The 24,907-nt window shown below is 44.2% G+C and carries 28 protein-coding genes; 9 read left to right on the top strand and 19 right to left on the bottom strand.

Annotation, left to right across the window (positions count from 1 at the left end):
* Window positions 1-248 precede the first annotated feature (248 nt).
* The 11 genes from bfr to fkpA form a co-directional block, all read right to left on the bottom strand.
* Window positions 249-731 (bottom strand): bacterioferritin, encoded by a 483-nt coding sequence (gene bfr / locus ACHUFI_RS11695; RefSeq protein ID WP_394249304.1) that lies wholly within the window; start codon window positions 729-731, stop codon window positions 249-251.
* A gap of 81 nt (window positions 732-812) precedes the next feature.
* Window positions 813-1,001 carry a (2Fe-2S)-binding protein gene (locus tag ACHUFI_RS11690; RefSeq protein WP_394249302.1) on the bottom strand — a complete coding sequence of 63 codons (189 nt, stop codon included), beginning with the start codon at window positions 999-1,001 and terminating at the stop codon, window positions 813-815.
* 300 nt (window positions 1,002-1,301) lie between these two features.
* Window positions 1,302-2,486, bottom strand: a complete 1,185-nt coding sequence (gene tuf, locus ACHUFI_RS11685; protein WP_394249089.1) for an elongation factor Tu — start codon at window positions 2,484-2,486, stop codon at window positions 1,302-1,304.
* A 147-nt stretch (window positions 2,487-2,633) separates the two neighbouring features.
* The gene (gene fusA / locus ACHUFI_RS11680) at window positions 2,634-4,730 is read right to left on the bottom strand and encodes an elongation factor G (RefSeq protein ID WP_394249300.1); all 2,097 of its coding nucleotides are present in this window, start codon (window positions 4,728-4,730) and stop codon (window positions 2,634-2,636) included.
* Window positions 4,731-4,873: 143 nt separating this feature from the next.
* A complete protein-coding gene (gene rpsG, locus ACHUFI_RS11675; RefSeq protein ID WP_017073678.1) occupies window positions 4,874-5,344 on the bottom strand; it encodes a 30S ribosomal protein S7 in 471 nt (156 codons plus the stop codon).
* 104 nt (window positions 5,345-5,448) lie between these two features.
* A complete protein-coding gene (rpsL, locus tag ACHUFI_RS11670) occupies window positions 5,449-5,823 on the bottom strand; it encodes a 30S ribosomal protein S12 (RefSeq protein ID WP_004737194.1) in 375 nt (124 codons plus the stop codon).
* 181 nt (window positions 5,824-6,004) lie between these two features.
* A complete protein-coding gene (gene tusB, locus ACHUFI_RS11665) occupies window positions 6,005-6,280 on the bottom strand; it encodes a sulfurtransferase complex subunit TusB (protein ID WP_394249298.1) in 276 nt (91 codons plus the stop codon).
* 7 nt (window positions 6,281-6,287) lie between these two features.
* A complete protein-coding gene (tusC, locus tag ACHUFI_RS11660) occupies window positions 6,288-6,644 on the bottom strand; it encodes a sulfurtransferase complex subunit TusC (protein WP_394249296.1) in 357 nt (118 codons plus the stop codon).
* The gene (gene tusD, locus ACHUFI_RS11655; RefSeq protein ID WP_394249294.1) at window positions 6,641-7,039 is read right to left on the bottom strand and encodes a sulfurtransferase complex subunit TusD; all 399 of its coding nucleotides are present in this window, start codon (window positions 7,037-7,039) and stop codon (window positions 6,641-6,643) included. The genes tusC and tusD overlap by 4 nt, the downstream gene beginning before the upstream one ends.
* Complete coding sequence (locus tag ACHUFI_RS11650) at window positions 7,036-7,758, bottom strand: helix-turn-helix transcriptional regulator (protein WP_137358596.1); 723 nt, start codon at window positions 7,756-7,758, stop codon at window positions 7,036-7,038. Before ACHUFI_RS11650 ends, tusD begins: the two co-directional genes overlap by 4 nt.
* A gap of 193 nt (window positions 7,759-7,951) precedes the next feature.
* Entirely contained in the window at window positions 7,952-8,737 is a 786-nt protein-coding gene (fkpA, locus tag ACHUFI_RS11645; RefSeq protein WP_394249292.1) for an FKBP-type peptidyl-prolyl cis-trans isomerase, read from the bottom strand.
* A 131-nt stretch (window positions 8,738-8,868) separates the two neighbouring features.
* Between fkpA and ACHUFI_RS11640 the strand changes: the two genes are divergently transcribed.
* Complete coding sequence (locus ACHUFI_RS11640; RefSeq protein ID WP_394249290.1) at window positions 8,869-9,849, top strand: WD40 repeat domain-containing protein; 981 nt, start codon at window positions 8,869-8,871, stop codon at window positions 9,847-9,849.
* Window position 9,850: 1 nt separating this feature from the next.
* Window positions 9,851-10,078 carry a SlyX family protein gene (locus ACHUFI_RS11635; RefSeq protein ID WP_394249288.1) on the top strand — a complete coding sequence of 76 codons (228 nt, stop codon included), beginning with the start codon at window positions 9,851-9,853 and terminating at the stop codon, window positions 10,076-10,078.
* A gap of 51 nt (window positions 10,079-10,129) precedes the next feature.
* Here the strand turns inward: ACHUFI_RS11635 and ACHUFI_RS11630 are convergent, their stop codons facing one another.
* The 5 genes from ACHUFI_RS11630 to kefG all read right to left on the bottom strand — a co-directional run bounded on the left by ACHUFI_RS11630 (window position 10,130) and on the right by kefG (window position 14,555).
* Window positions 10,130-11,095 (bottom strand): isoaspartyl peptidase/L-asparaginase family protein, encoded by a 966-nt coding sequence (locus ACHUFI_RS11630; RefSeq protein ID WP_394249286.1) that lies wholly within the window; start codon window positions 11,093-11,095, stop codon window positions 10,130-10,132.
* Window positions 11,096-11,284: 189 nt separating this feature from the next.
* On the bottom strand, window positions 11,285-11,869 hold the full coding sequence (gene slyD, locus ACHUFI_RS11625) for a peptidylprolyl isomerase (protein ID WP_394249284.1): 585 nt from the start codon (window positions 11,867-11,869) through the stop codon (window positions 11,285-11,287).
* 96 nt (window positions 11,870-11,965) lie between these two features.
* A complete protein-coding gene (locus tag ACHUFI_RS11620; protein ID WP_394249282.1) occupies window positions 11,966-12,166 on the bottom strand; it encodes a YheV family putative zinc ribbon protein in 201 nt (66 codons plus the stop codon).
* A gap of 27 nt (window positions 12,167-12,193) precedes the next feature.
* Window positions 12,194-13,987, bottom strand: a complete 1,794-nt coding sequence (kefB, locus tag ACHUFI_RS11615; RefSeq protein WP_394249280.1) for a glutathione-regulated potassium-efflux system protein KefB — start codon at window positions 13,985-13,987, stop codon at window positions 12,194-12,196.
* Window positions 13,974-14,555, bottom strand: a complete 582-nt coding sequence (kefG, locus tag ACHUFI_RS11610) for a glutathione-regulated potassium-efflux system ancillary protein KefG (protein WP_394249278.1) — start codon at window positions 14,553-14,555, stop codon at window positions 13,974-13,976. The genes kefB and kefG overlap by 14 nt, the downstream gene beginning before the upstream one ends.
* 178 nt (window positions 14,556-14,733) lie before the next feature.
* Between kefG and ACHUFI_RS11605 the strand changes: the two genes are divergently transcribed.
* Both ACHUFI_RS11605 and ACHUFI_RS11600 read left to right on the top strand, forming a co-directional pair.
* A complete protein-coding gene (locus ACHUFI_RS11605) occupies window positions 14,734-16,656 on the top strand; it encodes an ABC transporter ATP-binding protein (protein ID WP_394249276.1) in 1,923 nt (640 codons plus the stop codon).
* A complete protein-coding gene (locus tag ACHUFI_RS11600) occupies window positions 16,653-17,132 on the top strand; it encodes a TIGR02444 family protein (protein WP_394249274.1) in 480 nt (159 codons plus the stop codon). The genes ACHUFI_RS11605 and ACHUFI_RS11600 overlap by 4 nt, the downstream gene beginning before the upstream one ends.
* 17 nt (window positions 17,133-17,149) lie before the next feature.
* Here the strand turns inward: ACHUFI_RS11600 and ACHUFI_RS11595 are convergent, their stop codons facing one another.
* Window positions 17,150-17,746 (bottom strand): LysE family translocator, encoded by a 597-nt coding sequence (locus ACHUFI_RS11595; RefSeq protein WP_394249272.1) that lies wholly within the window; start codon window positions 17,744-17,746, stop codon window positions 17,150-17,152.
* Window positions 17,747-17,877: 131 nt separating this feature from the next.
* On the opposite strand from ACHUFI_RS11595, the gene ACHUFI_RS11590 reads away from it, so the two are divergent.
* The 5 genes from ACHUFI_RS11590 (at window position 17,878) to crp (ending at window position 22,328) form a co-directional block, all read left to right on the top strand.
* Complete coding sequence (locus ACHUFI_RS11590; protein ID WP_394249270.1) at window positions 17,878-19,266, top strand: aminotransferase-like domain-containing protein; 1,389 nt, start codon at window positions 17,878-17,880, stop codon at window positions 19,264-19,266.
* The gene (locus tag ACHUFI_RS11585) at window positions 19,263-20,240 is read left to right on the top strand and encodes a hydrolase (protein ID WP_394249268.1); all 978 of its coding nucleotides are present in this window, start codon (window positions 19,263-19,265) and stop codon (window positions 20,238-20,240) included. Before ACHUFI_RS11590 ends, ACHUFI_RS11585 begins: the two co-directional genes overlap by 4 nt.
* A gap of 41 nt (window positions 20,241-20,281) precedes the next feature.
* On the top strand, window positions 20,282-20,494 hold the full coding sequence (locus ACHUFI_RS11580; protein ID WP_394249266.1) for a YheU family protein: 213 nt from the start codon (window positions 20,282-20,284) through the stop codon (window positions 20,492-20,494).
* An 88-nt stretch (window positions 20,495-20,582) separates the two neighbouring features.
* The gene (locus ACHUFI_RS11575; RefSeq protein ID WP_394249264.1) at window positions 20,583-21,452 is read left to right on the top strand and encodes a phosphoribulokinase; all 870 of its coding nucleotides are present in this window, start codon (window positions 20,583-20,585) and stop codon (window positions 21,450-21,452) included.
* A gap of 243 nt (window positions 21,453-21,695) precedes the next feature.
* Window positions 21,696-22,328, top strand: coding sequence for a cAMP-activated global transcriptional regulator CRP (gene crp / locus ACHUFI_RS11570; protein WP_004410522.1), 633 nt, complete (start codon window positions 21,696-21,698; stop codon window positions 22,326-22,328).
* A 136-nt stretch (window positions 22,329-22,464) separates the two neighbouring features.
* Here the strand turns inward: crp and ACHUFI_RS11565 are convergent, their stop codons facing one another.
* Window positions 22,465-23,256: a DUF1338 domain-containing protein gene (locus ACHUFI_RS11565; RefSeq protein WP_394249262.1), complete on the bottom strand. Its 792-nt coding sequence runs from the start codon at window positions 23,254-23,256 to the stop codon at window positions 22,465-22,467.
* A gap of 150 nt (window positions 23,257-23,406) precedes the next feature.
* Window positions 23,407-24,864, bottom strand: a complete 1,458-nt coding sequence (gene astD, locus ACHUFI_RS11560) for a succinylglutamate-semialdehyde dehydrogenase (protein ID WP_394249260.1) — start codon at window positions 24,862-24,864, stop codon at window positions 23,407-23,409.
* Window positions 24,865-24,907 lie beyond the last annotated feature (43 nt).

The raw sequence follows: 24,907 nt of genomic DNA, 5'->3' as shown, positions 1-24,907 counted from the left end.
TGTCAGTTAACTTTTGAAGTAAACCTAATGTTTACTATTTTTATTAACCGCGAACATAAGCTGAGTATACATTACTAGGTAAAACCTACTCCTCAGTGCTCATTGGTTCACAACCAGCTTAAGCCAGTGCGGTGCATTATACAGATCACATTTTATCTTGCAAGTAGTGGAGAGAAAATAATCGAAATAGATATTTGGGGAGAGGGAATGCCTATGTCTCGGTAAGGCGACATAGGCAAAATACTTAGTTAATCGTCATCTTCATCTACATATTGAGCTTGTAGATAGTTTTCGATGCCTGTCATTTTGATAAGACCTAATTGAGTTTCAAGCCAGTCAACGTGTTCTTCTTCATCTTCTAGAATATCTTGAAAAAGGTCTCTGGATACATAGTCATGGGTATCTTCCGCATATGCGATTGCACTTTTTAAATCAGGAATTGCCCTCATCTCTACATCGAGATCACTTTCCAACATTTCTTTTGTATCTTCACCAATATTCAGTTTTCCCAAATCTTGCAAATTTGGCAAACCTTCTAAGAAAAGAATACGTTCAATCAAATGATCGGCATGCTTCATTTCATCGATTGATTCGTGGTATTCCTTGTCTGCAAGATGCTTTAGTCCCCAGTCTTTGTACATTCGAGCATGGAGAAAGTATTGGTTGATGGCAACAAGTTCATTACCCAGAACTTTGTTGAGATGTTGAATTATGATTGGATCACCTTTCATAGCATAGCCCTCCTCTTTGGCTCCTCTAACTTTAGAACCAATTTGAGAAGTGTCAAAAAAGTTAATCCACTATCTTTCGAACTAACTTGCCTGTTTAAACAGGACTGTTGCTGTTTCGTTGATGATTTCTTTTGCAGGACGCACACACTTGCCACATTGACTACCCAACGCTGTGCACTTTTTGATTCCCTTTATATCTGTTATGCCTTCGTCTAAAACAAGCTGTCGAATTTTTTTGTCCGAGACCCCATGACACAAACATACGTACATACTAAAACCCAAATCTTTAACCTGGGACTAAATATAAAAAGGAATCATTCTTATTACCAGTTCTATTTTGACGTTTGCCTAGAACATTCGGTTATATGAAAACGTGAAGTTTGGTATTTTCTTAGGCTAGATGGAGGAACGATTATTTGGGGCCATTTAAGTTATTGTATTTAGTCATACAATAAAGTGGCTTTGTTTCTATTTTAAAGGTTTTCCTTATAACCAAAAACAAAAAGGGAAGCCTAAGCTTCCCCTTTAAGATGCTATCTTCTATTGAAGATAAAGCAAAATCATTCGTTATTAAGCGAAGATTTTAGCTACAACACCAGCACCTACAGTACGGCCACCTTCACGGATAGCGAAACGTAGACCTTCGTCCATTGCGATTGGAGCGATTAGCTCAACAGTCATTTGAACGTTGTCACCTGGCATTACCATTTCTACGCCTTCTGGTAGAGTGATGTCGCCTGTTACGTCAGTTGTACGGAAGTAGAACTGTGGACGGTAACCTTTGAAGAAAGGAGTGTGACGGCCGCCTTCGTCTTTAGAAAGTACGTATACTTCAGACTCGAACTTAGTGTGTGGGTTGATAGAACCTTTAGCAGATAGTACTTGGCCACGTTCAACTTCGTCACGCTTAGTACCACGTAGTAGTGCACCAACGTTCTCACCTGCACGACCTTCGTCAAGCAGCTTACGGAACATTTCAACACCAGTACAAGTAGTAAGAGTTGTCTCTTTGATACCAACGATTTCTACTTCGTCACCTACACGTAGGATACCACGCTCGATACGACCAGTTACAACAGTACCACGACCTTGGATCGAGAATACGTCTTCGATTGGTAGTAGGAACGGTTGGTCTACTGCACGCTCTGGCTCTGGGATGTAAGAATCTAGTGCTTCTGCAAGCTCAATGATCTTGTCTTCCCATTGCTTTTCGCCGTTTAGTGCACCAAGAGCTGAACCTTGGATTACTGGTAGGTCATCACCTGGGAATTCGTACTCAGAAAGAAGTTCACGAACTTCCATTTCTACTAGCTCAAGTAGCTCTTCGTCATCAACCATGTCACATTTGTTCATGAATACGATGATGTAAGGGATACCAACTTGACGACCAAGTAGGATGTGCTCACGAGTTTGAGGCATTGGGCCGTCAGTCGCAGCAACAACTAGGATACCACCGTCCATTTGTGCAGCACCAGTGATCATGTTTTTAACATAATCCGCGTGTCCTGGACAGTCTACGTGTGCGTAGTGACGAGTTGGAGTGTCGTACTCAACGTGAGAAGTTGCGATTGTGATACCGCGCTCACGCTCTTCTGGAGCGTTATCGATAGATGCGAAGTCTTTCGCTTCACCACCGTACACTTTAGAAAGTGTAGTACAGATAGCAGCTGTTAGAGTTGTTTTACCGTGGTCAACGTGGCCGATAGTACCAACGTTTACGTGCGGTTTCGTACGTTCAAATTTTTCTTTAGACACGAGCGTGTTCCTTCCTAGTTATGATTCGCCACGATCCTTATTGATCGAGACGCGCCAGAAATTGCTATTTTATGCGCCAACTCTCGCTAGCGCAATATTTGGACGCATTAGATCTTTCAAAAAATGAAAAAAATGCGTTCCTTTTGTTTAACCACGCTCTGCAATGATTGCTTTTGCAACATTGTTAGGCACTTCAGCGTACTCACTAAACTCCATAGAGTAAGAAGCACGACCTTGTGTCGCAGAACGTAAATCAGTTGAATAACCGAACATGACAGACAACGGAACTTGTGCACGAATTATCTTCAGGCCAGCTGTCCCCTCGTCCATACCTTCGATGATGCCGCGACGACGGTTAATATCGCCAACAACGTCACCCATCCAGTCTTCTGGAGTAGTCACTTCAACTTTCATCATAGGCTCAAGCAGAACTGGTTGCGCTTCAAGTGCACCCGCTCTGAAAGCCATAGAGGCAGCGATTGTAAACGCCATCTCACTTGAATCTGTTTCATGGTAAGAACCATCATATAGTGTAGCTTTGATATCCAGAACTGGATAGCCAGCAAGCACACCATTGTTCATCTGTTCTTCAACGCCTTTAGCGACTGAAGCGATAAACTCTTTTGGTACTGTACCATCGGCAATTTCATCCACGAAGACAAAACCTTCGCCAACTTCTGATGGTTCCAGTTTCAGCCATACATGACCGTACTGACCTTTACCACCGTGTTCACGGATAAATTTACCTTCCGCTTTTGCTGTACCACGAATTGTTTCACGGTAAGCCACTTGCGGGTTACCAACGTTGCAGTTCACGCTAAATTCGCGCTTCATACGATCAACGATGATGTCTAAGTGTAGTTCACCCATACCAGATATAAGTGTCTGGCCTGTTTCGTCATCCATATCGACGCGGAACGATGGGTCTTCTGCAGCTAATTTGCTTAGTGCGATAGTCATTTTATCTTGATCAGCTTGAGAGCTCGGCTCTACAACGATCTGAATAACTGGGTCTGGGAATTCCATGCGCTCAAGAACGATCTTATGGTTCTGGTCACACAGAGTCTCACCAGTGGTTACATCTTTTAGGCCGATAATCGCCGCGATGTCGCCCGCACGAACTTCTTTTACTTCTTCACGCTTGTTTGAATGCATTTGAACAATACGACCTAAGCGTTCACGTTGTTTCTTCACTGAGTTGTAAGCTGTTTTACCGCTTTCAACAACACCAGAGTAAACACGAACGAAAGTTAAAGTTCCAACAAACGGGTCTGTAGCAATTTTGAATGCTAGCGCTGAGAATGGTTCGTTATCGTCAGCATGACGCTCTGCTTCATTCTCGTCTTCATCGATACCTTTAATTGCAGGTACATCAACTGGAGAAGGAAGGAAATCAACCACAGCATCTAGAACAGCTTGTACGCCTTTATTTTTGAATGCACTACCACAAGTGGCCAGTACGATTTCGTTATTAAGGGTACGAGTACGAAGACCTAGTTTGATTTCAGCTTCTGTTAGTTCACCTTCTTCAAGGTACTTATCCATTAGCTCTTCAGATGCTTCCGCAGCTGCTTCAACAAGTTCTGTACGATATTCTTCAGCCATTTCTTGCATGTCTGCTGGAATGTCTTCATACGTAAAAGTCATACCCTGATCAGCTTCGTTCCAGTTGATTGCCTTCATCTTGATAAGATCGACAACGCCTTGGAAGTTTTCTTCAGCACCAATGTTCAGCTGAATTGGAACAGGAGTTGCGCCTAAGCGATCCTTGATCTGTTCAATAACACGCAAGAAGTCTGCGCCGGTACGGTCCATTTTGTTAACGAAAACCATACGTGGAACTTGGTACTTATCAGCTTGACGCCATACTGTCTCAGATTGAGGTTCAACACCAGATGAACCACAGAACACAACAACGGCACCATCAAGTACACGTAGAGAACGTTCTACTTCGATAGTGAAGTCTACGTGTCCAGGAGTGTCGATGATGTTGATACGGTGATCTGGGAATTGCGCTTCCATACCACGCCAGAACGTAGTTGTTGCTGCTGAAGTGATCGTAATACCGCGCTCTTGCTCTTGCTCCATCCAGTCCATGGTTGCTGCACCATCGTGAACTTCGCCGATTTTGTGAGAAAGACCGGTATAGAACAGAATACGTTCACTTGTGGTTGTTTTACCTGCATCTACGTGAGCGACGATACCAATATTACGGTAGCGCTCAATAGGAGTTTTACGAGCCACGGTTGAATCCTCTTATTAGAGACTTAGGGACTATTGCTATACCTAGGATTGAAAATTACTTGCCCTAGAAATAGCAATAGTTCCTAGCATAAGCATAGGAACTAAAGAAGTGCTGCAAGGAACCTTGCAGCACTAAAAAGGTATTACCAGCGGTAATGTGCGAACGCTTTGTTTGCGTCAGCCATGCGGTGAACGTCTTCACGTTTCTTAACCGCAGTACCTTTGTTCTCAGACGCGTCTAGCATTTCAGCAGCTAGGCGTTGAGCCATAGATTTTTCACCACGCTTACGCGCAGCTTCAACTACCCAACGCATAGCAAGAGCGTTACGGCGAACCGGACGAACTTCTACAGGTACTTGGTAAGTTGAACCACCTACACGGCGAGATTTAACTTCTACCGCTGGGCGAACATTTTCAAGAGCTTCTTCAAATACAGCTAAGTGATCTTTACCAGATTTCTCAGCCATAGTTTCTAGTGCAGTGTAAACAATTTTCTCTGCAGTAGATTTCTTTCCGTCAACCATTAGGATGTTAACGAATTTTGCCAGCAATTCAGATTTGAACTTAGGATCTGGAAGGATCTTACGCTGACCTATTACGCGACGACGTGGCATGGATATTCTCCGTTGTCTTCTTCAGGTTATCCAAAACTTTACAGTTTTTTCAAAAATTAAGAATTTAAATTAATTTAGTGTTTGGCCTTACTTAACGGAATCCATTAAGACTTAGGACGTTTAACACCGTACTTAGAACGACCTTGTTTACGGTCATTTACGCCAGCACAGTCAAGTGCGCCACGTACAGTGTGGTAACGTACACCCGGAAGGTCTTTTACACGACCGCCACGGATTAGAACAACACTGTGCTCTTGTAGGTTGTGACCTTCACCACCGATGTACGATGTTACTTCGAAGCCGTTCGTTAGACGAACACGACATACTTTACGAAGTGCTGAGTTAGGTTTTTTAGGTGTAGTAGTGTAAACACGAGTACATACACCACGTTTTTGTGGGCACGCTTCTAGTGCAGGCACGTTGCTTTTAACAACTTGCTTTACACGAGGTTTGCGAACCAACTGGTTAATAGTTGCCATTAACTAGCTCCTGATTTACTTAAAAGTAAGCTTGTGAAAAATCTAGCCCTACTTACACATAGTATAAATAGGGACGCAAAATTCTATTCAGCAGTGAGAGGTGTGTCAAGAAATATACAGATCTTTTTTAGCCATCTAGAGCTCAGTAGAATCACTGCACTCTAGAAACAAGAAAACATCACTACCAAGTGATTGATTTATTATGCAAAACGGTGAGTTCTACAAAGCCTTTAAAATCTACTTTGCGAATCTGTTCTGATGCGACCAATTGAAGACCTCGAGCATTACAATCATTTTCTAATATTGAGATACGAAAATGATCACATAAAATACTATGCAGGTGATGATTTGGATTGGCGATGTACACAGAATCTTCGACCAATAACACGTGGTCATCATCACCAAGGTAGTCCACTAACAAGTTAATTTTGTCTAATGATTTTACGATATGCAGCATGAGAAGCCTAAAATGTTAAAACTTGTTCGCAATCCGCTAAGTGTTGCTTTATTTGCTCTGGTGGGATGATATCGACATCAATCACTTTTTCTGCGTGAGCGAGACCTAGCCTATCCAAACTTGCACTACACGCATAAATATTCTCGATATCGTATAAATCCATCAGCTTGAAAGCGCTGATATAGTCGCGACTTAACACAGAATCAGGCTGCTGATTTGCAAGTAACTGAGTCACACCATCCCCGAGAAAAAACACACTAATATCTTCAGTGTAGGCAGACGCGGCCAATAAGGCGTCTAAGCCTTCTCTTCCAGATGATGTCGAATGCGGCAAGCTATGAAATACAAATGCAACCTTCTTCAAAATTGAACAACCCTATCTTGTGTTAGTAATGCTTCTGCCAAGCTGCCTAATCCGGTTTGTTCAAAACCTTGCGCAACATTTGATGCCTCTAATTGATGTTGTTCTGCTTCAGCCTTACTAATGATGCCGCGTCGCAATGCCGCTGCGACACAGGTTTCTAAACTAACGTTATGTTCCAACGCCAATTCTTGCCACCCTTTAACAAGGTCAAACTCATCATTAGCTGGCGCAGTTAAGCTTGAGCCATTGTTTACGCCATCTTGATAAAAGAAGACACTTTTCAGTTGATGCCCTTGTGCGACCACTTCCTTAGCAAATAAGTAGGCATTACGAGCAGATTGTGAACCGTAAACAGAGCCATTGACTAACAGAGTGTAGGTTAAGCACGAACTCAACTTTCTTCATCCTCAGTTTTGCGTTGACGAATATAAAGATAAACCGTGTGCTTAGAAATATTCAGCCTATCAGCGACTCGGTTAATGGCATCTTTAATATCGAAGATCCCTTTGTCATACAGCTCCATGACAATTTGACGGTTTTTCGTATTGTTCGACACTGACTTATCTGCATTAATTTCTTCAATCGTGCGCTCAACAGTTTGATCAACCAACTCTTCAACATCACTTGCAAAGTTCACTGATGAAGCCGCTTCTTTGGCTTCTTGAGTTGGCATAAACGATTGCAGAACTTGCGAGAAAGGCGCGTCTAAATTGACGTTAATACACAATAAACCGATCACTCGATTTTCACCATTGCGAATAGCAATCGTGATCGACTTCATTAATACCCCACCTTTTGCTCGCGTGAAGTACGAACGTGAAAAGTTACGCTCTGAGCCTTCAATATCTTTTAGCATTTTTAAAGCTAGGTCTGTGATAGGTGAACCGACTTGGCGCCCCGTGTTCTCACCATTGGCGATTTTAATTGCTGATGTGTTCAAATCTTCCAATGAGTGTAAAACGATCTCACAAAAGGGGCCGATAAGACTGGCAATACCGTCTACAACGGCTTCATAAGATCTAAGAATAATTTTATCGTGTTCACTGAATGGCATTACATTGACAGATTCCATCTCAAGTAACATATCAGCATTGATCGTTTCTGTAGTTGTCACTTCTTCCTTACCTTCGTGTGAAAAATCAACAAATTTATGTAAGTTTATCAGAAAATTTTAATTGCACACCTAGCTAACATAGCAACTAGTGATTTAGGACAAGTATTAAAATTCAATTTTATTAATTTCATCGCGACAGAAACAACAAAGGCCTAACTAAGTTAGGCCTTTTATATTTATTAAACAGCTCTTATTACTGAGTCGCTGTCTCTTCGCCGTTATCAATTTTCAGAAGCTCAACTTCGAAAACCAACGTTGAGTTTGCTGGGATTGTCGGGGTATCTTGCTCACCGTATGCTAGCTCAGGCGGGATAACGAACTTGTACTTAGAGCCCACTTGCATCAGTTGAACACCTTCTGTCCAACCAGGAATTACACGGTTTAATGGGAAAGTTGCAGGTTCGCCACGATCGTATGAGCTGTCGAACTGAGTTCCATCAATAAGTGTACCTTTGTAATGCACTTGAACCGTATCAGTATCTTTTGGAGACTCACCTTCAGCCGCTGTGACTACTTGGTAAAGTAGGCCTGAATCTGTTTTGGTTACACCATCTTCTTTTGAAAATTCAGTGCGGAAATCATCACCCGCTTGCTTAGCTGCTGCTGACTTTTCCGCAGCTTGAGCTTGCATCGTTTCAGCTACACGCTTATCAAGCGCTTCAAGTGCTGCACGCGTTTCCTCTTCATTTAATTCAGGGTTACCCGCGAAAACGTGTTCAATACCTTTTAGTACTAAATCTTTGTTCAGGTTGATTCCTAGCTCGCTCGGCTTATCGATGCTAGTGCTTAGGTAATTTGCGAAAGAAATACCAATCGCGTATGCCGCTTTATCATCTTCAGTTTTGAACTCAACAGCTTTTGCCATTTCAGCTTGAACTTGCTCAGTTTGAGGCGCTTCTGCTTTTGGTTCTTCTTTCTGACAACCAACTGCTAACATTACCGTCGCAGCAAGCAGCGATACTTTTAAAACTGATTTCATTAAATTCTCCAATTAATGGCCAAGCCATTGGTTATTGTGCACAAATCTTATAATTAGATTGGTGTGAATATGTTAGTTATACCAATATACTAGTTATATGTCTGTCGACACAAACCGGATTATTAGATGTAATGCGAATAATTTCTCACTCATTACTATGCTTTATTGTCATCACCATGTTAAATGGCTGTTTTTTCTCTACCAAGGACGTAGAACGCTGGGAAATAGAGCCTAACGGCACCACCAGCTTTGCCCTTAGTCGAGAAGGCCGATTCGCCCTTCTTTATTCTAAACAAAAGCACTTATTGCTCTGGGATTTAGCCGAAAATAAAGAGCTCGCTCAACTCGGCCAACAAGACCAAGAAGCCCACTCAGTCAATCGAATTCGAATCTCAGACAATGGCCGCTATGCCGTTACCGCAAGCCAAATCAATTTTGCTGTTTGGGATTTATCATGGACCCAATCGGAAGGTTTATGGTCCATTTCAGATGGTTTGATCCGTGATGTGGATATCTCTAGCAATGGTGAACAAGTATTACTTGGCTTATCCAATGGAAAAGCCATCTATGTGGACTTAGTCACCGGTCGTCGCTTAGAGTTCCTTGCCCACAGAGAAAAAGTTAATTCCGTTGCCTTATCTCCTAACGGTCGATTCGCGTTATCTGGCGGAAACGACTATAAAGCTTATCTATGGGATACTCGCTCAGGACTGGTATTACGCACTTTCGAACATGAACAACGCGTGAATAGAGTGGCTTTACAGCGTGATGGCAAGCTGGCATTTACCTCCGATGGAGGTAATCAAGCCATCGTTTGGGATTTAGACTCAGGCGAGGAACGTTCACAACTAAGCAGTTGGTCAAGGCAGCTAATTTTTTCTAGCGCTCGCTTTTCTGATGATGGCAGTCAACTCATTACTGGCACACCTTCTGGTCGAGTGAGCCTTTGGGATACTGAAACAGGGAAACGTATTTCTAACTACGATGTTGAGCCATTAAAAGATACTCGCCCTCCGCGTGCGGTAGTGTATGATGCAGCCTTTGATTCACAGCAGCGCGTGATTACCGCCACATCCGCAGGTATTGCACAAGCTTGGAAAATCGACAATTAAAATGACTGATACCGATACTCAAACTTTGATCAATCGAATTGACGATCTTGAATGCAAATTGGCGTTTCAAGAGCAAACCATCGATGAGCTAAACGAAGCACTGACTCAACAACAGCTATTGATCTCCAAGATGCAAGATCAAATGAAGTACATGGTGGGTAAAGTGAAAAATATGGATAATTCAAATCTAGCAGATGCATCTGAAGAGACCCCGCCTCCTCACTATTAATCTGCTAAAAGGGAGGTAACAGCCACTTGCTGTTACCTCAAATCCCACAAGTTATTCATCGGCATAGATTTTAACTTCGACGCGCCCTGAAGTGTCGACGCTGGCACGGTACATCCCAGAACTGTTCATACCGAAGTGAATATCGCCTTGGCCGTCAATTGCAATCAAACCGCCTTCACCGCCCATGCTTTTTAATTCACCTTGGATGATATGTTCACATGCGGTATGAACGTCTTCTTTAAGATAACGGATGCGTGCAGCCACATCACTGGCCACCATTCTTCTTAAAAAGAACTCACCCATGCCGGTTGTTGAAACCGCAACAATTCCATTCTCGGCAATGGTTCCCGCACCAATGATTGGCGAGTCTCCCACGCGACCGTATTTCTTATTAGTGACACCACCGGTGCTGGTCGCAGCCCCTAAGTTCCCTGCTTGGTCTAACGCCACCGCACCGACTGTGCCGTACTTTTTGTCATCTGGATATTTGTCAACTTGCTGCTCATCGTATTTCGCTTCAGACAGAGCAAAGAGACCTTTCTCTTTCATCGATTGAAGCTGGTCATAACGGCGTTCAGTGAAGAAATAGTCCTGCTCGGTAAAGGTATAGTCATGTTCAAAGGCAAACTTCTCGGCACCTTCACCAATCAGTAACACATGATCGCTTTTTAGCATCACATCGCGAGCAAGTTCGATTGGATTTTTAATGTGACGTACGCCAGCAATGGCGCCCGCATCCATTTCGCGACCATGCATGACAGAAGCATCCATCTCAACAAATTCATCATGCGTCAGAACAGAGCCCTTACCTGCGTTGAAATGAGGGCTATCCTCCATCACTTTGACCGATGCAACTACCGCATCCAAAGCATCGCCCCCCGATTGCAACACGTGGTAGCCAGCCAAAACCGACTTTTCCAAATCCTCGGTAATGCCCGCTTTTAATTCTTCACTCATTTGCTCTCGCAAGATGGTTCCAGCTCCACCATGAATCGCAATTGAAAAAGGCTGTGACATGTAAATTCTCCACTGACATATTCTTATGATTTGTCGCTATCAATATCATATCCAAAGCCCGATGTCTGATAGCCACAACAAATCTTTTCGTTAGCATTATTGCTCTCGCTTAGAAACAACAATCCCAATACGAAAAAAGCCTCCACAAGGGAGGCTTTCATATTCTAAAACTAAACCGTTAGTTCGGTATTAGTGAGAACCACAGCTACCGCCGCCGCAGCAGCCGTCTTTTTTCTCTTCACCGTGGTCATGGCCTTCGCCACCACAGCAACCGCCTTCGTGGTCATGATCGTGGCTACCACAACCACCAGCTTGGTGTACATGACCGTGTTGAATTTCTTCTTCAGTTGCTTCACGAACCGCTACAACCTCAACGTCAAATGTTAAAGTTTGGCCTGCTAGCATATGGTTACCATCAACAACGACTTCGTCACCGTCAACTTCTGTCACTTCAACTGGGATAGGACCTTGGTCTGTGTCCGCTAGGAAACGCATACCCACTTCAATTTCTTCAACGCCTTGGAAAACATCAGCAGGAACACGCTGTACTAGCGCATCATTGTGCTCACCGTATGCATCTTCTGGAGTTACCGTTGCTGAGAATTTATCGCCAGCCACTTTGCCGTCTAGTTCTTTTTCAAGACCCGTGATTAGGTTGTTGTGACCGTGAAGGTAATCTAGCGGAGCTTCAGCTGTTGATTGATCAACAACTACACCGTCTTCAAGCTTAACTTGGTACGCTACGCTAACTACTACATTCTTTTCAATTTTCATGGATGCTCCAAGGAGGTTAGGTCCTAGGCTGTTACGCTAGGCCCTAGGAATAAATTCTGTTCCCAAACATTATGGGGACAAATTACCGAAACTCAATCATTCCGGTTTAAAAATACCAATCATTTCTTGTTGCCCGTGTTCATTTTTCTCTACAGCTTTTGGCTTGCGCTGTTCTGAAAAATCGCACTCGACGCACTCGACCAGTTCTATATTATTTTCAATCCACCAGCGTAAAGTATCTTGAGTTTTACAGCTTGGACAACTCGCCCCTGCAATAAAGCGTTTCTTCTGTTTCACGTCTACATCCTTTCTACAACTTATCTACTACCAGTAATTACGAGTCTGACGATCATTTTCCATTTCATGTCCAAAGATCTCTTCCAACTCTTTACGGGCTTCTTTAGCTCTTAAGGCTAATTCTTTGTCTTCTGTGTGCTGAGGCAGCAACTCTTTGAGCATAGCATTATCCAGCTTCTTAAAATGCGCTTCTGCTCGCTTAGCTTGATATGGATGCATGCCTAATTCTGTTAATACTTGTCGTCCTAAATCCAGTGCACCTAAGAAAGTCTCACGAGAGTAATTATCAACGCCATGGTTAATCAATTGATACGCTTCAACACGGCTACGTGCTCTGGCTAGGATTGTCAATCTAGGGAAATGATGTTTACACAACTCAACAATCTTCATGATTTCATCAGGGGAATCGGTACAGATCACGATGGCTTCCGCTTTGTCAGCGCCGGCAGCTCTCAACAAATCTAACTGGGTTGCATCTCCGTAAAACACCTTATAACCAAACTTACGCAATAGTTGAATTTGACTCGCATCACTTTCCAATACCGTAATTCGAATCTTATTGGCGTACATCAAGCGGCCGATGATTTGTCCGAAACGACCAAACCCAGCGATGATGACGCGAGGGCTTCGGTCAATCACATCACTCGACATCGAATCTTCCCCAAATTGATTCAACTTCTTAGCAAACCATTTGTCCTGCAGCTTAAGCATAAGTGGTGTGGTAACCATCGAAAGGCTCACCACAACTAACAAGAATGCCGATTGCTCTCCCGAGAGAATGCCTTGAGCACTCGCGGCCGTAAAGATGACAAATGCAAACTCCCCACCTTGGCTTAATATCATCGCCATACGACTTCTCGCTTTAGCACTGATATTAAAAACGCGCGCTAAGATGTACAGCACGCACCCTTTTGTGATTACTAGCCCTGCAACCGCAATAAGCACAGCAAAGGGAGCCAAAGCAAGTAGCCCAAGGTTCACCGCCATTCCAACTGAAATGAAAAATAGCCCTAGCAGCAACCCTTTGAATGGTTCGATAGCAATTTCTAGCTCATGACGGTATTCACTCTCGGCTAACAGCACACCTGCAAGAAAAGTTCCGAGCGCCATTGATAAGCCAATTTTTTGCATCAGTACCGCAATGCCAATCACTAACAGCAATGCCGCTACCGTGAAGAGCTCTCGCACCCCGCTCATCACGACATAACGGAAAAGCGGTCTCAATAAGTAATGCCCACCGATGAAAAGGCCAATAACCCCTCCAACCATCCATAGTGCATCTTGCCACCCACCTCCGGTGCTACCCGCTAATAGCGGTAATATAGCAAGCATTGGAATAACCGCGATGTCTTGGAATAGCAGTACAGCGAAACCAGAATGCCCGGCTTCTTTTCCGGCAAGCCCTCTTTCTTCTATCACTCTCAAAGCAATTGCGGTGGACGACAGGGCCAAGCCCATGCCTATCACTAAGCTGGTTTGCCAAGTATCGACAAACACATTGGCCACCAAAGCTATCAATACAGTTGTGAATACAACTTGCGCTCCGCCAAGTCCTAAAATTGGCCCTCGCATTTGCCACAGTTTCTTAGGATTCAGCTCTAAACCAATCAGAAAGAGCAGCAACACCACCCCAAATTCAGAGAAGTGCAGAATTTCTTCAACATCACTGATGAGCCCGAATCCCCACGGGCCAATCGCGACCCCCGCTAATAAATAACCAAGAACGGAACCTAGCCCAGCCCTTTGTGCAAGGGGTACCGCGACCACTGCAGCAGAGAGAAAGATAACGCTGCTTTGTAAGAAATCATTAGTCAGAGCCATGGGAAACCTCTAGTTCAGCTAATGGGTTAAGTAACCAGTGACGATATTTTTCGGCATGTTGATAACGATCCATTTCAGATACATTACGCGACCAGTGCAATACTAGAGGCTCAATCCAGTGCATTTGACACAAAGAGGCTACTAACTCAAATGGATGTAAGATCTGCTGTAATGGGTATTTATTGTATCCGTCTGCGCCAAACGCTTCTTCTTTACCGCCCGTGGTAATTACGTTTCTCCAGTACTTTCCTTGCAAGGCACTTTGTTCTCCGAAGGCAAAGCCTTTACCAAGAACTCGATCAAACCATTCTTTTAATAATGATGGGCATGAATACATATAAAGAGGGTGTTGGAAAATGATGATGTCATGTTCGAGCAACAGTTGATGTTCATGTGCAACATCAATGAAGAAATCTGGGTACGCCCCGTACAAGTCATGGATTTTGACATGAGGCAGCGCCTCAACCTTTTTGATCATGACTTGGTTGGCAATCGAATTATCAGGCTCAGGGTGAGCGTATATCACCAATACTTTCGGTACGGCTTCAGTAGACGGACTAGTATTCATTCCTTGGTGGGTTCCCTTACAAAGCAAAGCGGTGGCAAAGCCACAATAAATTCAAAACAAAGGTTATCAATATGTTATCCAATATGCATCATAACCCAAATTGCTTAATGATCGACTTTTATCTGGTTTCAGCCTACTATGCAGGCGTCTAATTACCTCAAATCTCAATGCATTCTCTATGATTACTTTCTCTGATATTCAACTTCTTCGTGGCGGAAAGCCATTACTTGATCAAGCCTCTGCAACCATTCACCCTGGTGATAAGGTGGGTTTAGTTGGCAAAAATGGTTGTGGTAAATCTACGCTTTTCGCTCTGATTAAAGACGAACTCTCAATTGATGCCGGCTCTTTTAGCCAACCTGCTCACTGGGAACTAGCGTGGGTTGCTCAAGAAACGCCAGCATTAGAGCGCACCGCCATTGAATATGTAATTGACGGAGACAGAGAGTACCGAGGTTTAGAAGAGCAACTCGCTCATGCCGAAAAAGTGGACGATGGCACCTTGGTAGCAGAAATCCATGGGAAGATTGAGACCATCGGCGGCTACAGCATTAAAGCAAGAGCCGCAGAATTATTAGACGGTTTAGGTTTTAGCCAAGAGCAAATGACTTGGAACCTGACGCAATTCTCTGGTGGTTGGAGAATGCGTTTAAACTTGGCGCAAGCACTATTGTGCCGCAGTGACTTATTACTGCTCGATGAGCCAACCAACCACTTAGATTTAGACGCCGTTATGTGGCTCGAACGTTGGTTACAAAATTACCCGGGCACTTTGATCCTTATCTCGCACGATAGGGACTTCTTAGATCCGATCGTGAATCGAATTATTCATGTGGAGAACCAGCTTCTTAATGAATACACCGGTAACTACTCTTCATTTGAAACGCAGCGCGCACAAAAGCTCATTTTGCAGCAAGCCATGTACCAAAAGCAGCAAAAGCAAATGGCACATATGCAAAGCTACATTGACCGATTCCGCTACAAAGCTTCTAAAGCTCGTCAGGCGCAAAGCCGTATTAAAGCATTAGAAAAAATGGAACAAGTGCTACCCGCTCAATTCGACAACCCATTCAGTTTCGAATTTAGAGAGCCAGACGCGCTTCCAAACCCAATCATGATGATGGATGAAGTCTCGGCTGGTTACGGTGATAACCTCATTCTAGAAAAAATCCGTTTAAATTTAGTGCCAGGAAGTCGTATTGGTCTGCTAGGTCGCAATGGGGCCGGTAAATCCACTCTGATCAAATTGCTTTCTGGGGAACTGAAGCAACAAGGTGGTGATTTAACTTACTCGCAAGGGGTTAAAATTGGCTATTTTGCCCAGCACCAACTAGAAACTCTGCACCCTGAAGAAACGCCGTTGCAACACATGATGCAAATCGCACCAAAGCACACCGAGCAACAACTGCGTGACTACTTAGGCAGCTTTGGTTTCCAAGGTGAAAAAGCGTTGGATAAAGTGGCTCCTTTTTCAGGTGGCGAGAAAGCTCGCTTAGTCTTGGCATTATTGGTCTGGCAGAAACCGAACCTGTTACTGCTCGATGAGCCAACCAACCACCTAGATTTAGATATGCGTCAAGCCCTGACCTTCGCGCTGCAAACTTTTGAAGGCGCAATGGTGATTGTCTCGCACGATAGATACTTACTACGCGCAACCACCGATGATCTTTACCTCGTACACGACCGCCAAGTTGCACCATTCGATGGTGACCTTGCTGATTACTACAAGTGGCTGACTGAGCAGCAAAAAGTCGAACGTAAAGAAGCTCAAGCTTCTGCACCATTGAAAGAAACCACTAACAGCGCAGCCGCTAAAAAAGATCAAAAACGCAAAGAAGCTGAGTTCAGGAAGTTAACAGCACCAATTCGCAAGAAATTGACACAATTAGAGAAGCAAATGGATAAGCTCAGTGCTGCATTAGAAGATGCAGAACAACAATTGTCCGACACTTCACTTTATGAAGCCGAAAATAAAGCTAAACTTAATCAAGTTCTAGCATTACAAGCGACCAGTAAATCTGAGCTTGAAAACGTTGAAATGGACTGGATGTCAGCTCAAGAAGAGCTGGAACAAATGGAGCAGGATCTAAATAGCCTATGAGCCGAGAGCACGCACAAATATCGCTGACCTTAGAAAGACTTTGGCAGTTTAGCCTCCAGTACTACAGTGTACGAGAGGTGAAAGATGCGTGCTTAGCTTTGCAAAACAATCACAATGGTAACGTGAATCTGCTCCTACTTCTAAAATGGCTAGACGAGCAACAAGTTTCGTTCCATGAAGAAGACTGGCATAAAGTACAAGAGTGCCTCGGCCGTTCCGAGGCATTACTCCATAGCTACCGAGATTTAAGAAAGCGCTTAAAGCATCAGATTGTCGACTCGCTTTATCGCGAAGCCTTGCAGTTTGAACTTCAACTAGAGAAGCAGCAACAGTCCGATCTCGTCGATTGTATTAACGCTCTACCTCTCATCATCAATCATCATGAGCCGTTAACCCTACGCTATTGTCGTTTGCTAGGAGGGGAAGCCTTATATGACGCCTTTGCTGAACCAGCCCCAAAAATAGCGAACCATTAACCCTCACTAGCCTACCCTTACCAAATAAATACCACGCAACTTGCCGTTAAGGCACCCATGCCTATATTAAAGCGTTTCCATGCTAGCGGGCTTGATAGCCAACGCCGTATTAACGTGCCAAACCCGACCCAAACTGAAGAAGTCTGGATTTGCACCAAAATAAAAATCACTGAAATCGCCATCACCGATACCCAATAGCTATCATCACTGTAAGCAAATGAGCCGACAGCTGTAATCGACATTACCCAAGATTTAGGATTTAAGTATTGAAATAGCATGGCTTGCAAACACGTCATGGGTTTCGCCACTTTAGCTGCATCTGTCGAATCTAAACGTGAAGAAGCGATCTTCCACGCGAGGTATAGCAGATACGCGCTACCAAGCACCTTTAATACTTGTTGAATAATCGGGTAAGTTTGGAAAAGTACACCTAGCCCCACACCGTTTAAGATGATCAAACTCACCAAACCGATCCCAATACCAATGAAGTGAGGAATGGATCGTTTATACCCAAAATTAGCGCCTGAAGCGGTCAGCATGACGTTATTTGGGCCAGGTGTCCCTGTCATCACGATCGCAAAAAGAGTTACTGAAAAGAAGAAATGCCACTCCATGAAAATATCCTTATGTCGCACACCTCAAATTGTATCGATACAATTCGAAGGAATTGTTGTAAATATGAGTTTTTGTCGACAAAATAACCATAACAATCGTTAATTGATTAATCAAAAGGTTTATTGTCACCATGACAATTCAAGATATGACGTTATCTAAGCACAGCAATGTGCCCATGTATAAACAGATTGCCGATCAGCTATCCAAGCAAATAGATCATGGTGATCTAAAAGCGAATCAAAAGCTGCCGACCCATCGAAAGTTGGCAGACCAACTTCAGGTCACAGTGGGAACCGTCACTCGAGCGTACGCAGAAGTCGAGCGAAGAGGGTTGATTGAAGCTAGGGTTGGCTCAGGCACTTACGTCACGGATAAACAAAAATCCAGCTGGGTATTCGCCGAAAGCAAAGCGTCTGAGAACGAATGTAATTTTGGTTATAACATCCCTCCGCAAATCGAGCGCAGTGACATGCTCACCAAAGCCATGGGGATAATTTCTCAATCCCCTCAAATGCTCAACCAGTTAATGATGTACCAAAGCCCCAATGGCATTGAGTCTCATCGCGCTCAAGTTTGCCAATGGTTAAATAAAAAGGGCGTGCAGCTAAATAGAGAACAACTGCTGTTCAGCTCTGGAGCTCAACACGGCATTCAAATGGTATTAGATACCTTCACTCGTGCAGGCGATACGCTGTTTGTAGAAAAGTACACTTACCCTGGGCTACTCAGCCTAGCGAGACAAAAGCAATTGTCCGTAAAAGGGATAGAGATGGATGAAGAGGGAGTGATCCCAGAAAGTTTGGATGCAGCCTGTAAACAAAACCAAGCACGCTTCATTTATCTCACCCCCACATTCCAAAACCCGACCACCGCCATCATGTCGCCCGAACGTAGGCAAGCCATCATTGAAGTGTGTAATCAACACAACCTTTTGATCATCGAAGACGACATCAATGGACTACTCGCTGAAGAAATAAATCCGCCGTTGGTGAATTTTGCCCCTGAGCACGTCATTCATATCGGCGCTTTTTCGAAAATCCTCGCACCTGGGTTAAGGGTGGGCTATCTGCATGCCCCACAGGCGTTGTACCAAAATTTAGTGGCAACACTGCAAAACCACAGCTGGATGATCAGCCCTTTACTGACAGCCTTAGTTTGCGAGCTGACCAGTAATGGTGCCGCCGATCGTGTATTAGATGAAATTCGCCAAGAAGTGTCGGATCGCCTTGAAATAGCGCTCAATAGCTTGACTCCATTTAACCCAATTTTTAAGAAAGATTGCTTCCATATTTGGCTACCCATTCCTGAGCAATGGCGAATGAGTGATTTCGTCGTCGCAGCAGAAAAACAAGGGGTTACCGTTAAGTCCGGCGAGCTATTTTCTCCACCAGCAGGCAGCATCAGCCCACATGTGAGACTTGCGCTCAGCTCACCAATAGACCAAGCTCAGTTAATGCATGGGCTTACCAAGCTCGAGACTTTACTTAAAACGGATCCCTTAACTGAGTTTGCTTTATGACAATATTCACTGCAGCAACCGGCTTAGCCAATCCACATCTACAAACGTTAGTACCGAGGTTCATAAGAAAACAGGCGTTGTTTCATCCGACGTGGCAAACCTTAGAAACGCCAGATGGCGATTTTCTTGATTTAGCTTGGAGTGAAGATCCACAAGGTAAAAATCATGATCACAAACCGATTTTTATCTTATTCCATGGCTTAGAAGGTAGCTTTGAAAGCCCTTACGCGAATGGCCTAATGAATGCCTTTTCGGAAGATGGCTGGCTGTCAGTGATGATGCATTTTAGAGGCTGCAGTGGTAAGCCAAACCGGTTGGCGAGAGCCTATCATTCAGGTGAAGTCGAAGATGCTCGATTTTTTTTGCAGCACGTTAATGAGCTCTTTCCTAACCAGCCAAAGGTCGCAGTCGGAATTTCACTTGGCGGCAACATGCTCGCCAACTACTTGGCAGACTATGCCGATGATCCATTACTCACCGCCGCCACCATCATCTCAGCGCCGCTCGACCTAGCCTCTTGTTCATTTCGCATAGAGCAAGGCTTCTCACGGGTTTATCGTAAATACTTACTCGATTCACTCAAAGAGAATGCGCTCAAGAAGCACCACTTATTGATGGAAGAGTTAGGGATATCTGATCAAACGATCAAAGACATAAAGCGTTTGTATGAGTTCGATGATCTGATCACCGCTCCACTCCACGGTTTCAAAAATGCTCAGGACTATTACGCGCAATGTTCCGGGATCCACAAGCTAAAAAAGATCAAACTCCCAACTCAGATCATTCATGCGAAAGACGATCCTTTCATGACTGAAGCCGTGATCCCTAAATTTATCTTGCCCGACAATATTGATTACCGTCTCTTCCAACACGGTGGGCATGTCGGCTTCATCACTGGTAGTGCGCTTAATCCTAGATTTTGGCTAGAAGAAGCGTTGCCTGCCTACTATGAAAGTATTCAAACTTCGGCATAATAGCGCTGCAAACCTAAAGCACATAAAATCATGAGGTATTTATGATCATTCCTTGGCAAGAGATTGCGGGTGATACGCTGGAAAATCTAATCAAAGAATTTGTTCTTCGTGAAGGCACTGACTACGGAGAAATGGAAATATCCCTTCAAGATAAAATCGATCAGGTCAAACACCAGTTAGCTCAAGGTGAAGCGGTCATTGTCTTTTCAGAACTGCATGAAACTGTCGATATTCAACTCCGCAAGCGAATGTAACCATTCGTCATGCTGTCCTAAAAAATAAGTCGTGTTATAGTAGAAAACGATTGCTAACAAGTAAGTTACTACACAGACAAGGGTTGTCATGTCCGCAAAACATCCAATAATTGCCGTCACTGGTTCCTCAGGCGCCGGTACTACTACAACGTCAGAAGCTTTTAGAAAAATGTTCAACATGATGGACGTAAAAGCGGCGTGGGTCGAAGGCGACAGCTTCCACCGTTTTACGCGTCCAGAAATGGATGTAGAAATCCGTAAAGCTCGTGAGCAAGGTAAGCACATCAGCTATTTTGGCCCACAAGCCAACGACTTTGGTGCATTAGAAGAGTTTTTCCGTAAATACGGAAATGAAGGGCTCGGCCAAGTTCGACGCTACCTTCATACCTTTGATGAAGCCGTACCATACAACCAAATGCCGGGTACTTTCACTCCGTGGCAAGACATTCCAGATAATTCGGATGTTTTATTCTACGAAGGTTTACATGGCGGGGTGATGGATGGCGATATTAACGTCTCCCAACACGTTGATTTACTGATCGGAATGGTGCCAATTGTTAACCTAGAATGGATACAAAAGTTCGTTCGAGATACGCGTGACCGTGGCCATTCAAGAGAAGCCGTCATGGATTCTATCGTTCGTTCGATGGATGATTACCTGAATTACATTACGCCCCAGTTTTCACGTACGCACATTAATTTCCAACGCGTTCCAACCGTTGATACTTCCAACCCACTCAACGCAAAAGGCATCCCTAGCCTTGACGAAAGTTTTGTGGTCATTCGCTTACGCGGCATTAAAAACGTCGACTTCCCCTACTTGCTCGCGATGATTGATGGCTCATTTATGTCCCGTCATAACACGCTTGTGGTACCGGGAGGCAAGATGAGTTTCGCCATGGAACTTATCGTTCGACCAATACTTCAACAGCTCATTGAAACCGGTAAAATCGGTTAACCGTCTGCTGTTCGTCACGGTTACTTTTCATACCGTGATCATGTGCACAATTTTGCGTAAAAAAACGTAGCCTTGTCACGATTAAAATCAAGAAATAGTATTCGAAAAAGGATACTATTTTAAACCGAAACACAAGATAGCTTGCAGCACTAATAAAGTGCTCTTATCCTAGTAAGTCAATTTAAGGCTTAGCTAATTAATACGGAAAGCGGCAAGCATACCCTGCAGAGGAAGTGAGATATTATGGTTCTAGGTAAACCTCAAACCGATCCAACATTAGAGTGGTTTCTTTCACACTGTCATATTCATAAGTACCCTTCAAAAAGCACGCTAATTCACGCGGGCGAGAAAGCGGAAACCTTGTACTACATTGTTAAAGGTTCTGTAGCGGTTCTTATCAAAGACGAAGAAGGTAAGGAAATGATCCTTTCTTACCTAAACCAAGGTGACTTTATCGGTGAACTTGGTCTATTTGAAGAAGACCAAGAGCGTACTGCTTGGGTTCGTGCTAAATCTCCTTGTGAAGTGGCTGAGATTTCTTTCAAGAAATTCCGTCAACTTATCCAAGTGAACCCAGATATCCTAATGCGTCTATCAGCTCAAATGGCAAGCCGCCTACAAGTGACTAGCCAAAAAGTGGGTGATTTAGCCTTCCTAGACGTAACTGGTCGTATTGCTCAAACGCTACTAAACCTAGCGAAACAACCTGATGCAATGACTCACCCAGACGGCATGCAAATTAAGATCACTCGTCAAGAGATTGGCCAAATTGTTGGTTGTTCTCGTGAAACCGTTGGTCGTATCTTGAAGATGCTAGAAGAGCAAAACCTAATTTCTGCTCACGGTAAAACAATTGTTGTTTACGGTACTCGTTAATAACGCACTCTGTTATTAAGAATTAAAAAGCCTAGCAAATGCTAGGCTTTTTGTTTTATTGGCTATACGGATATCTCAAGAAAGAAAAGCCGCCAATTCCTAACGGAGCTCAGCAGCTTTACTCTTAAAAAGTGACTTAACCGTTAGTGCTTTCAAAAATCTTATCGGCGGATGCTGCGACAAAACCAGTGTAAAGCTCACCATTATCCATTGGGTAGCGCTTAGCAAACTCATAGAAGCCACCAGGTACTATCTCAACACCTTCTGAAAACGTAACTGGCACTTTGTCTGCCATCGTTGAAGATTGCTCTAACAGCACTTCTGGCGTGCCTTTTACTTCACCACCGGATTCATTGATCGTAAAACCAGACTGGCGTAAATGATCATTCACCCCTTTCACTTCCTCAAAAGCGTTCAGCTGGTTCACGCTCACGGTAAAGTGATTCGCACCATAGCCATGCGCTGCAAGCCAAGACGCGTACTCACTTTCCTTAGCGAGTGTCTGGTAATCTTCAAAACTCAAATCCCATAATCGCCCTGAAGACAAAAACTCATGCCCAGATAACTTCGATGTGTCCACTTGCTTCACCAGCTTTGCAACAATTGCTTGTAGCTCTGGAGAACACTCTTCTACTTTTAGCTCACTGATGAACACTTTTGGCTGGTTGCTGTCTGGGTGCTCAAAGTGCTTAGCAACTAGCTTTTTACTTTCAAACACATAATCACCACAAGCTTTATAGCCTGCATCTAAAAATGGCTGAGCCAGTGTCGCGATACCAAGAGGTGCCGAGTTAAAGGTACGAAGAGCAATATGGTCGTTGATTAACGCTTCATCTTCTTGTAGCAGTTGATGAACTTTATCAGCCGAGGGGCAGAGGCGTTGAATATAGTCGTTCCATAGAGCAGTGAATAATACATCTGGCGTCATGATGACTCCTTGTCGAGGACGTCTAGCAAGCTAGAATTATTGAATTAAAAGGTGAAGGCTCTCCCACAAAAGGTCGAGCCATCAACCTGTGACGTACGTATTCTTATTATGATGTGTCAACTCACTACCCCTTAGGGTAGCAAGAAGTTTTTATAGTTCGATACCTGGGCTAAAGGTTGCTGGCAACTGAGTTTCGCCACCTTCCATTGAAGCCATTGGGTAAGCACAGTAATCGGCTGCGTAGTAAGCACTTGGGCGTAGGTTACCTGAAGCACCAGGGCCACCAAACGGCGCGTCGCCGCTTGCTCCCGTTAATTGACGGTTACGGTTTACAATGCCAGCACGGATATGATCAACGAAGTATTCCCATTCGGAATCATCGGTAGACACTAACCCTGCCGATAGACCGAATCGCGTGTCGTTCGCTAATTCAACAGCCTGCTCTAATGTTTCATAACGAACCACTTGCAGAAGCGGGCCAAAATATTCTTCATCAGGAAGCTCAGCGATATTGGTTGCATCGATAATGCCAGGTGTAACAAATGCCACTTCTCCCGCTTTCGCCTCAACCAAGCTCACGCCACCTAAAGATTGCAGATTAGCCTGCGCATCCAGAATGAATTTAGCAGCCGCTTCAGAGATCTGCGGTCCCATAAATGGTGCTGGCTCAGCAAAAGGTTGATCGACTCGAATCTTTTGCGTTGCAGCAATAAGCTTACTCAGAAGTACATCGCCTTTCTCACCCACAGGCACGTATAAACGACGAGCACAGGTACAACGTTGACCAGCGCTAATGAAAGCCGATTGAATGATGGTATAAACCGTCGCATCCACATCGCCGTATTGGTCAGAGATAACCATAGGGTTATTACCACCCATCTCTAACGCAAGCATTTTTCCTGGCTGCCCAGCAAATTGACGATGTAGAACATGACCCGTATTCGCACTACCAGTGAATAGCACACCATCAAGGCCTTTAGCGTCGGCTAGTGCAATACCGGTTTCCTTCGCACCTTGTACAAGGTTAATTACACCCGCAGGCAGGCCCGCTTCTTGCCACAGTTTCATTGCGAACTCACCCGTCCATGGGGTTTGCTCTGAAGGTTTGAATACCACGGTATTACCTGCAAGCAGCGCCGGAACGATGTGACCATTTGGTAAGTGGCCAGGGAAGTTATAAGGCCCAAATACAGCCATAACTCCTAATGGACGGTGGCGAAGTACGATTTGATTACCAGCGGCTTCACGTGAAGCTTCACCAGTACGATCGTGGTAAGCACGGATAGAAATCGCAATTTTTCCAGCCATAGCGCCAGCTTCAGTACGAGTTTCCCAAATTGGCTTACCCGTTTCTTTCGCAATGATTTGAGCGATTTCTTCGCTGTTTTCTTTTACTTTTTCAGCAAAAGCCAACACGATCGCTTCACGCTGTTCAAAGCTAAGCTTTTTCCAATCCACAAACGCATCACGCGCAGCTTTAACCGCCGAGTTCACTTGCTCTGGCGTCGCGCTGTCGCCTTTCCAAATCACTTCGTTGTTGAAAGGGCTTACTGAAGTCATTGCTTCGCCTTGGCCAGCTACCCACTGCCCTGCTATCCACTGAGTCATACTACTTTCCTTAAATTCAATTCATCACAGAGATAAATGCGCT

Origin of the sequence: Vibrio profundi (assembly GCF_043642225.1) — a bacterium.
Lineage (GTDB): Bacteria > Pseudomonadota > Gammaproteobacteria > Enterobacterales > Vibrionaceae > Vibrio > Vibrio profundi_A.
Note: the sequence above shows the minus strand (reverse complement) of the source record. Positions and strands in the feature narration are given on the sequence as shown.